At 40.2% G+C, this 12,641-nt stretch carries 12 protein-coding genes; 5 read left to right on the forward strand and 7 right to left on the reverse strand.

The genetic code is table 11. The features are described 5' to 3' along the window. Window positions 1-149 precede the first annotated feature (149 nt). Entirely contained in the window at window positions 150-797 is a 648-nt protein-coding gene (locus LMH66_RS09145) for a DNA-J related domain-containing protein (RefSeq protein ID WP_229369500.1), read from the forward strand. A 190-nt stretch (window positions 798-987) separates the two neighbouring features. Further along, window positions 988-1,734, forward strand: a complete 747-nt coding sequence (locus LMH66_RS09150; protein ID WP_229369461.1) for a thiol:disulfide interchange protein DsbA/DsbL — start codon at window positions 988-990, stop codon at window positions 1,732-1,734. A 130-nt stretch (window positions 1,735-1,864) separates the two neighbouring features. On the opposite strand, the gene LMH66_RS09155 is transcribed toward LMH66_RS09150, so the two are convergent. From LMH66_RS09155 to LMH66_RS09175, 5 genes are all read right to left on the reverse strand, one after another. Further along, window positions 1,865-2,395, reverse strand: coding sequence for a cytochrome b/b6 domain-containing protein (locus tag LMH66_RS09155; protein ID WP_229369462.1), 531 nt, complete (start codon window positions 2,393-2,395; stop codon window positions 1,865-1,867). 126 nt (window positions 2,396-2,521) lie between these two features. Beyond that, window positions 2,522-3,043, reverse strand: a complete 522-nt coding sequence (hemG, locus tag LMH66_RS09160; protein WP_229369463.1) for a menaquinone-dependent protoporphyrinogen IX dehydrogenase — start codon at window positions 3,041-3,043, stop codon at window positions 2,522-2,524. A 276-nt stretch (window positions 3,044-3,319) separates the two neighbouring features. Continuing rightward, window positions 3,320-4,897 carry a di-heme oxidoredictase family protein gene (locus LMH66_RS09165; protein ID WP_229369501.1) on the reverse strand — a complete coding sequence of 526 codons (1,578 nt, stop codon included), beginning with the start codon at window positions 4,895-4,897 and terminating at the stop codon, window positions 3,320-3,322. Between the two features lie 244 nt (window positions 4,898-5,141). Continuing rightward, window positions 5,142-6,311 carry an imelysin family protein gene (locus LMH66_RS09170; protein WP_229369464.1) on the reverse strand — a complete coding sequence of 390 codons (1,170 nt, stop codon included), beginning with the start codon at window positions 6,309-6,311 and terminating at the stop codon, window positions 5,142-5,144. Window positions 6,312-6,417: 106 nt separating this feature from the next. Then, entirely contained in the window at window positions 6,418-7,842 is a 1,425-nt protein-coding gene (locus LMH66_RS09175) for a hypothetical protein (RefSeq protein ID WP_229369465.1), read from the reverse strand. A gap of 182 nt (window positions 7,843-8,024) precedes the next feature. Between LMH66_RS09175 and LMH66_RS09180 the strand changes: the two genes are divergently transcribed. Both LMH66_RS09180 and LMH66_RS09185 read left to right on the forward strand, forming a co-directional pair. Continuing rightward, on the forward strand, window positions 8,025-9,221 hold the full coding sequence (locus LMH66_RS09180; RefSeq protein WP_229369466.1) for an MFS transporter: 1,197 nt from the start codon (window positions 8,025-8,027) through the stop codon (window positions 9,219-9,221). Window positions 9,222-9,253: 32 nt separating this feature from the next. Further along, the gene (locus tag LMH66_RS09185) at window positions 9,254-10,084 is read left to right on the forward strand and encodes a TIGR03899 family protein (protein WP_229369467.1); all 831 of its coding nucleotides are present in this window, start codon (window positions 9,254-9,256) and stop codon (window positions 10,082-10,084) included. A gap of 230 nt (window positions 10,085-10,314) precedes the next feature. Here the strand turns inward: LMH66_RS09185 and LMH66_RS09190 are convergent, their stop codons facing one another. Beyond that, complete coding sequence (locus LMH66_RS09190) at window positions 10,315-10,965, reverse strand: hypothetical protein (protein ID WP_229369468.1); 651 nt, start codon at window positions 10,963-10,965, stop codon at window positions 10,315-10,317. 489 nt (window positions 10,966-11,454) lie between these two features. Here LMH66_RS09190 and LMH66_RS09195 point away from each other — a divergent pair, with 489 nt between their 5' ends. Next, window positions 11,455-11,877 (forward strand): organic hydroperoxide resistance protein, encoded by a 423-nt coding sequence (locus tag LMH66_RS09195; protein ID WP_229369469.1) that lies wholly within the window; start codon window positions 11,455-11,457, stop codon window positions 11,875-11,877. Window positions 11,878-12,003: 126 nt separating this feature from the next. Here the strand turns inward: LMH66_RS09195 and LMH66_RS09200 are convergent, their stop codons facing one another. Then, a complete protein-coding gene (locus LMH66_RS09200) occupies window positions 12,004-12,528 on the reverse strand; it encodes a DUF3087 domain-containing protein (RefSeq protein WP_229369470.1) in 525 nt (174 codons plus the stop codon). Window positions 12,529-12,641: the final 113 nt, after the last annotated feature.

A 12,641-nucleotide genomic window follows, 5' to 3' on the forward strand; every position in this document is an offset into this window, starting at 1 on the left:
TTGTCTGTGAGGAATACGGTTTATCGTCATATTTGTTAAACAAAATGAACATTGACACTGTTTCGCACATTGAACAAAAAAACATCATTGACTCCTTTCATGTCTGTGGCATAGTAAATTTAATGCCAATTCATAGCGAAACCAACACTATGCTTGCAGCAAATGATGCACGACTTCGTCAACAGCCCGACACAGATAGATTATCTTTAAAAAGTGATAATCCACTGATATGGCCCCTTCTCACCCTACTGCAAAGTTCATGTCAGAGCTGGAAAGTCCATCATTTAGCCAGTGAACTACAGCAAAAAGGCTTAATGCATAACCTTGATCCCGAACCAGAAAAAGACCTCTTTAAACGCAACTTCTTATTGATGAATGCCTTGTTTGAATTGCAAAGTTTGTTATTGCCTAACCAATGGCTTCAAGTGCAAGCGATGGATATTCAAATTTTCAGAATTTTGCCTCACGATATTGCCAAGCAACAACATCATGATGCCGCATTAAAAGAGTATTATCTTGATTGGCAGCAATACGATACCTGTGCCAATGTGGTGAAAGAAATGCTGGAGTCCTTTTGGTCGAGTTATCAAGAATATATTGGCGTCAATCAAGTATTAATGCATGACAGCCATGCACTGAGTATTTTTGAGTTAGATGCAAGCGCCACGAATAAAGATATTCGTAAACAATGGCGTAAGCTGGCACTAAAACTTCACCCCGATCGCCCAGGCGGAGATGCGCAGCAGTTTCGACAAGTTTGTGAGGCATGGCAAACTTTACGATCTAAAGCGGGGTAGCGCCCCACTTTGTACCTAGTTATTTTTATAAGAAAGCCGTATTACATCACATATTTATCCCTGAAATAAATCATCGTTTAGGTCATAATTCTTGTTAATATTAAGGCAATTAAGTATTGGCTTAATTAAGACTATTTTAAGATTCATCGCAACTACCAGTGGGTAACGCGACACTTTTATTGAGGCTGAAATGATTAAGATTAAACCTATTGCATTTACTATGGCACTTGCGGCATTCACAATCGCCCTTACTGGCTGTGGTAAACCTGCTGAAGTCACTGCTGAAAAAGCTGTTGAAGTCACTGCTGAAAAAACTGTAGAAACAGTTGCTGTTCTTCCATCTAAATTTGTTGAAGGTCAGCATTACACTAAAATTTCTGATGGCCCAGCATCTAGCGAACCTAAGATTTCTGAGTTCTTTTCTTTCTACTGTCATAACTGTTACAACATGGAAACTAGATACCTGCCAGAAATCAAAGGTAACTTGAATAAAGAGATTGGCTTCGAAACTAAGCACGTTGATTTTATGAACAGCGAAATTGGTACTGAAGTTATGCGCGCATTAGCTGTTATCCATGAGGTGGGTAATGAAAAAGTATTAAACTCAGCGATGTTCCAAGCGATTCAAGGCGAAGGTGGTCATCACGACCATAGTGCTCCAGGCCACAGCCATGACGAGCCAGAAATTAACAACCGTGACGACATCAAAAACGTATTTGCCGCAAACGGCGTTGATGCTGAAACTTATGACAAAATTGCAGATAGCGACGCAACTGATGCGAAGCTAGCACTATGGCGTCAACAGCAAGTCATGTTCCAAGTACAAAGTGTTCCTACATTTATCGTTAATGATAAGTACGCTATCAACATGAACGAAATGGCGACCTTAGGTGATTTAATTGATGTAATGAATTACTTAGCGTTAGAAAAGAAGTAACTCATTCAGTCATAAGCGCTCCAATATAAATTGAAGCGCTGATTAAGACAGTAAAAAGCCCGACTTTATCAATATAAAGTCGGGCTTTTTGTTTCTTTCTTATATAACAACTCGAACCATCTCAAGCAATTTAAGAGTTTCGCACCATATCAATAATATGAAACGCAGCAAATACAATATGTATTGCTAAGAAGCCAACAAAACCTTGAGCGAACATAATGTGATACTTACGCCACATTAGTGCATCACTGGTTCCTTGAACAATAAACCAAGCAATACCCGTAATACTCACTAGCGCCATTAACAGCAGGCCGATACCTTCAACAATACTGAAAATCCCTTTACCGCCAGAGCTTGGCAACTTGCCGTGCTTCAATTGCTTTATTTCATCAACACATTGCGAAAAATCTAACTTAAGCCATGGGAAAAATTGACGCCAATGGCCATTGAGTAAGTTTTTCAATAAAAAAAGTAAACCAAATACTGCCGCAACTAGCCCCAGGTAAACATGCAAGCTGTCCCAAATACTCGCTTTGGCGCGCAAACGACTACCGATTAATATCCATGGACTTGTCACCACTAGAAACACACTCAAGGCCACGACAATGACATGAAGTTTCTCTGATATCAGCTTGACAAATTTTGATGATTTTAGGCTCATATTGTTCCTTGTTGCATTCCTAACTAAGGGCTTGGTTCTTCATTTAGGGTTAAGTGCTGTATGGCTTAATAATGCAAGTCATTTAATCAATAAAGCCAACAAGTACATTGTTGGCTTTAAACTTATTTACGCTGACTGAATTTGCGCGACGTAGTTATCTACCTTCGCCCAGTCAGTATATTCAACTTTGGTATTTGGATCGGTTGGACCTTTAGTGAGCCACATGATGAAGCGAATAATATTGCGATCCATCGGGCCATAAAATTGATAATCTAAATTGCCACCAAACACTTCTAAAACCTTAGGTTGCCATTCACTTTGTTTTAAAAATGCCTGCATGTACATATTGGTATCTGGTGTATTTTTACCTGGTTTTCTGGCGACCAAACTCACCGAGAAAAATCCGTTGGGTTTACTATCAAGTATCGCTTTATTGCTCGCAGCAAACTGATACAGCTCAGGTCGGTGCTTGCCGTGGCGGATACTGGCGCCGATAAACACTTTATCAAATGCAGTTAAATCAGGCTTATCTTCAAGTGCTGCGAGGGTGACGGTTTCACCAGCTGCGGTGAGCTTGTCTTGCATGTAATCGCAAATCTTACGGGTTTGACCGTGGACAGTTGAATAAATAATTAGAATATTGCTCACGTTCACCTCGACGATAATAAAGAAACAGCAGTTACGATTATTAAACCGTTAACGACTCAGCAAGATTTTATCCAACCATGCTATTACATCTAATCTTAATAGAAAGCGAAATATAATTACATGGATCAGATCACGCCAAATTAGCAACATCGACTATTAATAGTTAAGACTTTTGAGTGGCTCACAAAAAAGTGGATAACTCTGATGAGTTATCCACTTAATTTTTTCAAATCAGCAATTTAAAATTGTTGATTATGGCAACTGCGGGTTTAAAAGTTATAGCGACATTAAGAATGATACTAACTGGTCGCGCTCAGCTTTAGTTAGTGCCATAAAGGCCTCTTTGCTATTACTTGCTTCACCGCCATGCCATAAAATGGCTTCTTCCACTGTGGCTGCGCGGCCATCATGTAAAAAGCCCGCTTGCGGGTTAACGGTTTGCGTTAAGCCTAAGCCCCATAAAGGACGCGTGCGCCACTCATTACCATTGGCTAAAAAGTCAGGGCGACCATCGGCTAAGTCATCACCCATATCATGTAATAACATATCGGTGAATGGGTAAATGACTTGTCCCTTGAGCGAATCTATTATCTCAATACCACCAATATCGCCTACCGTTTTAGTGGTAAAGCTTGGTGTGTGACAGCCACTACAATTAACTTGTGTAAATAAACGTGCGCCTTCACGCACATCACTATCATCGACATTACGTCTTGCCGGTACCGCTAATGTTTCAGCATAAAATACCACTGCGTCACTAAAGGCCTGATCCGCCTCTGGCGCCCCATTTTCATCACTACCAGTATCAACAAAACCGGTACGAGTTAAGTAAGAGTCATGCAAGCTGGTGCCAACAACACTTTCATCAGGGAATAATGGATTAGTAATGCCAATATCACCGCGAAGTGCACCTAAAGATTGCACTCTGACACTTGGGGTATTCGCTTTCCAACCAAAACGCCCTAGTGATACTGGCGTTTCATCGCCGTTACGGTCTTTAATAGCATCAAACACCCAGTTTGGACGGCCAGATATGCCATCGTCATTCGCATCATTTTCATCTGCAAGGGCCAAAATATCTGCTTCAGGGATCGCTTCAAGTAAACCTAATCCAAAAACAGGCATGCCATTTCGCCAGCCCATTAACACGTCATCTTGGAGTAGATTGGACGTGACGTTAGCGCTTTGCTTAGTTTCACCTGGGGCATCATAAGGATTCTCGACTTCAAAAATTGGCTTTTTCAATTCGACACTAGTGCCATCGCTATAAGTCACTGCACTGCGCTCATAAGACAAGTACACATCCGCTTGACCACCAAAAGCATTATCCTGCCAGTCAGCACGTGCTTTTAATACGCCACGGTGAAATAACTGCCCGCCAAAATCAGGGACTGCAATCGGCGCACAATAGTCGTTATCCGCAGTAGGGGTAATACACTCTTCATCGGGAGTTTTACTAATACGTAAAAAAATACCCGCATCAGAGCCTAATTTAACCCGTGTTTCATCTGCCGCTAAAAATGGGGTTGAGTTGCGGCCGTCACGTTGGTGACAAGAATTACAATCTGCATTGTTAAATACTGGACCTAAGCCATCTTGTTCTGGATGCTGTTCATTGGGTGCTGTGGTAAACGAGATCTCAAAATTAGCGTCACCTTCGAGATGCAGGGCTAAATCGACTTCGGTTAAATTGGGTGAAGGCGTTGAAAAACCATGGCCTGAATTACCCGCATCATAAGTAGTGGTATCACCACCACTGGCAGTAATATCAGTAAAGTCAGGGTAGATGACAACTGGAGGCTCGGTTACTGTCGGGGTTTCATCATCACCACTGCCACCACAGGCAGATAACATGAGTACACTGACAATGGAGGCCAGTAAGGTTTTACCATTTAAACTAGGAGAATTAGGGGCGTTAACAGCTTTGGGATACTTGCTCATCTTAGACACTCTTATATCAAGACCGGTATCTCTACCGACGGTGTTCAAAACACTTTATTTGACTTGTCATGCTCTTACGGCCAACTTCATCAATGTCATCAAATCGCGCTACTGACACTGGCTCAGTATCAGTAGCGCTATTGTTATTTAATAGAAATTACTGGGCATTCCACTCAGATAATAGTGGAATAACATCTGACTCTAATGAGGCTTGTAAGGTTGTTAATGCGGTCACTGCCGTTTGAATGCGAGCACGTCCATCCTCATCTAAAATCGCTTGACGGAATGGCATGTTGTTGCTGCCAGAAATCGCCTGAATCTTTAGGATTGAATCATCGATTTCACTTGCAATACGCACTGATAAATCACTGTCTGCAGCGGCAACAAAGTCGATAATGCCTTGCTTGTCAGCACCGCCAATAAACTCACCTTGGTACACATTGCGAACACCTTGAATGTTGTCAGCAAAGTCGGTTAATGAATTCCAAGAGTATTGAGATTCAACTTTTGACGTATCTGCATTGGCAAGTGAGTCACCGAATGGATCGGCAATTTTACCGTTACCCACTTCATCAACAATCCCAATCATGCCGTTAATTAACTCTTCAATAACAGCAAGCTCTGATGAATAAATGGTATTGCTGTCGCTGCCAGGTGTTTTTAATAAGTCAGCGTATGGTAATGCGTTAGTATCTTGTGGGTTATGAGAAACCTGCCAAGCATCATCAAGTTGCACTGCGTAGTCGCGGAAAACTTCTGATAACGCAATCACGTATTCACGTTCAGCTGTAGTTAGCTCACTAATTAACTTAGTGTTGTCATTAACACCGTCACCAAATAACAAGAACTCAATAGTGTGGAAACCTTGAACATCATCGTTCCAGCTTTTAATTGTTTCAGCGTCAAAACCATTGCTGTTATCCAGCTGAGTTTGAAGATCTGTGGTATTTAAAGGCCAGCTATCTAAATGAGGATCGATACTCAATGAATCAACAGGACCGAAAATGTGTGATTCCCCCTGTTCCCAAGGTTTACGAGCCGCTTTCCATGCATCTTGTGCAGCGACTAAATCAGCTTGAGACGTTGAATTTAATAGCTTTTGGGTAGCCAGTAACAGTGCATCACCTTGTGCCGCTAAATCAGCATATCCAGCAACAATCACATCATCAGTTAAATTAGTGACCATCTCAGTTGCAGCGAAAGTGAAGCCCGTTTCAGGTACAACAGGATCCGTTGTTCCTGTGTCACTCGAATCTGAGCCAGAACCGCCACATGCTGCCAATGTACCCATTAAAGTTAATGCAATCGCTGTATACTTAAAATTCATGTAAAACTCCATTTAAATCAATAATATTTGCTGACTAACTTCAGCACGTTCATTTCTAAAACTTGTTGACTGAATGCCGTTAAAGCAGTCAGCCTTTACACCTGCATTAAAGCGAGAATTGGTAACCCACACCTAAGGCAAAAAAGTTGGTATCTGGAATACTGGCAACAGCGACTTGCTGTAAACCACCTTCGGCTTTAATGACAATTTCAGGGATTGGGAAATAGTTAACGCCGATACTGCTCCACGTGTTTTCATAACGCTTAGTTGCAGTGCCGCTCTCTACTTCCATTAATGGATTTGAATAATCGATATTGGCAAAGACTGTCATTGGGATATCGAGATAATCATCAAGCTTAAAGCCCGCTTCAACAAAAAATGCTTGAGATTTAGACCCTAACTGAGCGAAGTTTCCAGGACGTAAACCAGGGGTGGTTTTGTTGGCTTGAGTGATCGCATCAGTATCACTTAATGTGCCATACATGTACTGACCACGAAGCACCCATGGGCCTTCAACAAAGGCTGCTGATGCTGTCACAATGCTCAACGTGCCATCAACATTTAGCTTGTTACTCTTGTTGCGGTTGCCTGAGGTATTACCGTAATAATAAGACACACCAATTGCGCTACCGGTTTTGAAATTGCCGTAATCTAATCGGCCTGCAAATGCTAAGTCATCCGCGTTTACGTGCTCAAAGCGCGTTTGATGGCCAGATGCAACCCAATCATAAGTTCTGAAATATTCAGAGTTAAGGCCACTGACGAGCTGTGCTTGATAATGAAAATCAGAGATTTCACCATAAACGCCAATACCGTTTTCATTCCATACAGCAGGGATCATCGCCGCTTCACTTTTATGGCGTAATACAGTGAGATATTGATTAGGTTTATGTAGAGTGCTAGTTAAGCCGATTGGCAAATGGATATTACCGAATTTAACCCCGAAAGCATCACTTGGGCGATAACGTATTTCAGCTTTTTCAACGACGACTTCACCGCCTGCTTCTGTTTCGTTTTCAAACTCACCAAACTCATCAAAGCCATCATATTCGAGCGCAGCCCCTGTTCCGCCGTGCTCATATTCAATTTCAACTTCCATGCTCCATGCATCGTTAAATTGATAACCAAACTCAGTGACTATTCGTTCTAAATCAAAACGATTTCTTCTTTCTGGCGTCGTGTCTTGAACATTATCGAAGTATTCATCACTGGTGAAGTTGGCTGAACCATAAGACTTGAATGAGAATTTACTGTAACGCTCTTCCGCTTGTGACACCGTTTCACTGACTTGTTTAACTGCTACTTGTTGCTCGTGTTGAGCCACTTCAATTTGCTTTTGAGATTCACTCTGAAGAGATTGCTGCTTAGCCAATTCTTGTAATTGTTGCTTAAGTGCCGCAATTTCAGCTTCTTGCTTTGCTATTGCTTTAGCTAAATCATCAGCCGATATTGCTGCATGTGCCACATTTGTTGCACCTAACCCAATTACACTCGCTATAGATACTGCCAACAGCGTTAACTTTTTGCTCATCTCATTCTCCACAATAATTGCGTGCTTTGTTATTACGGCAACACAATACCCCAAATGATAATCATTTGCATTAAAATTTACATTTATTTTTGCAACCTCATTTACAATAGATTTACACTTGGCGTAAAATTGCAAACTGTGTAACCATGCGTTTAATGGATTAAATTCAGGAAAATAGCCTTATGCCAGCCCATTCGAGTAAGAACCCTCAGCAGCTTTTATTGTGGATGACCTTCGTTATGTCGATGGTTTTTGCTGTCTGGCAAGCGCTTCTCAACAATTTTGTTATTGAGAAAGCGGCATTTAGTGGTGCTGAAATAGGAATGCTTCAAAGCTTGCGCGAAGTGCCAGGGTTTTTAGCTTTCACCGCTATTTTCGTTTTATTACTTATTCGTGAACAATCTTTTGCATTAATCTCACTCGCTGTCTTATCCATCGGGATTGCCATCACAGGCTTTTTTCCTTCTGTGCTGGGCTTATATCTCACCACAGTTCTGATGTCGATTGGCTTCCATTACTTTGAAACCATTAACCAATCGCTCACATTACAATGGGTAGATAAGCAAGATACGGCTGGATTTTTAGGTAAAGCATTAGCGTGGCGATCAGCTGCAGCACTGATGGGCTATGGTAGTATTTGGCAGGTGATGAGCTGGATGAAACTCGACTATGTTTGGATGTATGGCATCATTGGCACATTGGGATTAATAGCTGTCTTAATCATGGCTTTCTATTACCCAAGGTTTGAAATCGCTGAGCCGCAGCATAAGAAACTTATCTTTAGAAAACGATACTGGCTTTACTATGCACTGACATTTTTATCTGGTGCCAGAAGACAAATCTTCATGGTATTTGCTGGGTTCATGATGGTGGAAAAATTTGGCTACTCGGTTTCAGAAATTACCGCATTATTCTTAATAAATTACGTTGTTAATCTCTTTTTTGCTCCAGCTATTGGTCGTTTTATTGGACGAATTGGCGAACGAAATGCTCTTGTTATCGAGTATGTCGGGCTTATCATTGTCTTTGCTAGCTACGCCTTTGTAGAGCACGCAAAAGTTGCAGCAGCTTTGTATGTTATCGACCACCTACTATTTGCTATGGCTATTGCTATGAAGACGTACTTTCAAAAAATTGCAGACCCTAAAGATATTGCTGCAAGCATGTCAGTCAGTTTTACCATTAATCATATTGCTGCTGTCATCATTCCAGCCTTACTGGGTATTTTATGGTTAAGCTCACCACAATGGGTATTTATGATCGGTGTGTTGTTTGCGTTATGTTCATTGATATTATCGTTAAATATTCCGTCAATGCCTCAGCCAGGAAACGAAACAAATTGGGGCAAATCAACTAAAATAAATGATGGTACGATATAACCCAGTCAAGTACTTGGGCTAAGAGAGCAATAATGGCAGAGAATCATCCAAAACAAGCTGACAAAACAAATGCAGGCGTTTCTGCACGTAAAAAGGCACTATTACTTGGTAAAATGCTCGGTTTAGCAAGTGAAGAGGAATACCGTCCATCTCAAGCATCTATCGGTGAACGTTCGCAATTCAGATTACAAAAAAATCAGATTTTGCATCAATTAAATTTAGAAACAATTTTTTCACTCGCGCTCAATTACACCCCTTCAGATGTAACAGGTGAAGACCTTGACCCAGACTGGAGTTATCAATTCTTTCAAATGGCTGAACAAATCAGCTCTCGCAGAATGCAGGATTTGTGGGCAAGGATCCTTGCCAGTGAAATAGTCAAACCAGGTAAGTTTAGTCTCAGAACATTAGCTATTTTAAAGCAGCTCACGCAACGTGAAGCGCAAATACTTGAAAAAGCGCTGGGGATGTCAGTTAAATTAAACACCGAAACCCGTTATAAACTATTGAACGGTTACCGAATTCAAGGTGGGATACAGCAGTATTTTAGAAAGACATCGACTGTAAATGTCGGCCTTTCAAAGTTTGGCCTGCCCTATTCAAGTATTCTCACTTTAATGGATGCTGGGATTTTACATAGCAGTGAATTTGAAACCGGTATTTTAGAAAAAAATGCTGCTATTTTACTTAGCATGACAGAGCATCACATCAAAATATCCCCAAGAAGTAATAACTTATTATTCAGTTACTATCGCTTTACGCCTGTTGGAGATGAGCTGTGTATCTTAGTCCAAGCTAAAGCCGACAATGACTTCACTAAGGCTTTAGCCCAAAGCTTAAAAGTTGATTTTAATGTTACGTGATTTCAGGAAGTGGTATTGAACAGCTGTCTTGCTTGTCGAGGAACAAGTGCTAAATAACGACAAGAGCTAGATAAGAAGAAAAGAGTGAAGAAAGAAGAAAGAAGAAAGAAGGAAAGATAGAGCTAAGAGATAACAATTAGTCTTAACAAAATAATTTAGTGACTATAACATCCTAGATTAGGTGTATAACGACGCTTATTATTAACCAACACAAAGGTTAGAATCACCTATTAAGGGTTTATTTTTAAGATGTTATCTTCTTCATCTTTAGATGGGTTAGCTTGATGTTCGTAAAGGTATGAATATTTTGATTTATGCATAGAGAATAGAAACTGTCTTAAGGTTTCTCTTGATTCATCACTCACCACGATAGTAGCTGCAATAACGCCATTTTCAGATCGTACAATTTGATATTCGATTTCAAAACTGATGTCTTTGGTTAAAATCAACTTAGCACGACGTGATTCAACATCATCCGAAATGTTTGGAGCATAAAGAGTTAAGCCCGTGCTAGAAAGCGATAACACTTCAATAGCAAGGTTGGTATCAAAATCAATGATTCTGACATTATCAAGTTCTTTCATTCTCCAACTGCGATCAGCTCCACGTGTATCAACAACTTCAGGAATGCCAAGTGTAGGCGCAAACTGTCCCAATTCATCCATTGCAATACTTAAGGGAAACCAGAGTCTGTAATGACTAATTTCAGCCAATAGGGTTAATTGAGTTTTACCAAGCAACCTCGCTAATGTTGAAGGGATTTCAGTTGTTACAGCAACGGTGTCTGAATGAGTATCATCAGAAGCTTTAACAGCAGAAGGCTTCTTAGCAAATAATTCGCTAAAACAAGCTAATTCTTCTTTTGTTAAATTGGTATTCATTTTCCACTCACTCCACCTGTTAAACTTTGTAACAATCCTAACATGTACAACTTTAGTGCACAAATAATCAGCAAATATATACGTAAAACTATAAAGAAAAGAATGACTTTACAGGTTTAGTAACTGATATGTGTTACTTCTAACTTTATTGAACTGCGCTTATTATATGACCAGTGAAAGATATAAAAGTTGCAGTTAAAATTGACTCATCATTAAATAAGACCGGATTAATTAGATAAATATTGTACGGATTAGCTTTTCTTTTAGATCATCTGCTTTTCCCAACTACAAGCCGCAAGTATAGCAATAGCCACAGCCAGTAGAGTATTGTTTTTAAATACAAAAATTTTCTATTCAATAATTCACCACAAATTAGGTTGCGCGCAATTTAATTTTGGCGTATCGTATTTATCATTGAGTCAATGGATAGTGGGTATCCAATTGAGTCACTCATTATCAATATAGAATTAAATCGATTAGGAGTTTTCAATGGATATCATATACGCAGCAACAGCAACAACTACAGGCGGAAGAGACGGAAAATCAGTATCATCTGATAATAAGCTATCAGTTAACCTTAGTACCCCTAAAGAGCTAGGGGGCGCAGGTGGTGAAGGAACAAACCCAGAACAACTATTTGCAGCAGGTTATTCAGCTTGTTTCATTGGCGCGATGAAATTTGTTGCCGGCCAAGAAAAGAAAATACTGAGCTCAGACCTTTCAGTTGAAGCCACAGTAGGTATTGGAGCTAATACAGCAGGCGTAGGCTTTGCTATTGACGTGGAATTAAAAATCACCCTACCTGGTATGTCTAAAGCCGACGCTGAAGCTCTTGTAGAAAAAGCACATCAAGTTTGTCCGTATTCAAATGCGACTCGCGGAAATATTCGCGTTGAGCTTATCGTTTTATAAGCTTTAAACTCATTAGTAATCAACACATACGCTAATGAGTCACAATAAAAAAGCCGCGTAACAGTTATCTGTTACGCGGCTTTTGAACTCTATGATTCGAATCAATAATCAAAACAACTATAACAACTAAATTTTATCGATTAAATCACTCGAAAAATCATCAAGTGTGATAGCCAAATTTAGGTCTGCAATTTGCGATTCAATTCTGTTGATATCAGTTTCTACCGTCGCCATCGTTAGCGTGTTGTTGTCCAGCTCATACACCTTCTTTTGACTATGGTAGTAATAAAGTAAAATCGTGAGTGCATTAATATCGTTTTCTTTTGCTGCAGCAAGCACCTTTTTAAGCTTTCGGTAAATACGATTTTGTAATTGCTTAACTTGCCACATCCAATATATCTCTTTCATGTACGGCTTAGTTTTAATCGCATTCATCACCAAACTGCAGCTTACAACAGCAAGTAACACACCGATAAGATTAAGGTGAAAATGCCCTGTTGGTTCACCTCTGACTAACTCATCACTGCCAAAAAATTGAATCAATATTGAGCCAAAAGCTAATGAAAGTATCGTTAGAGAAGCAACTAATGAAATGAGCAACACATTAAGACGCTTACGGTATTGCGGCTTATCGATTGGAATAAATTGCATGAAGTACCTTACTTAAGGATAGTGTTTCTATTTTACACCTATAGAGCCAAACTGCGTGTTGTTTTTACGAATTGAAAGGTATGTTTCGTCCTGAGATAAGTTGACACTTTGGG

This window comes from Shewanella sp. 10N.7, assembly GCF_020806285.1.
In the GTDB taxonomy this organism is placed as follows: Bacteria; Pseudomonadota; Gammaproteobacteria; order Enterobacterales; family Shewanellaceae; genus Shewanella; species Shewanella electrodiphila.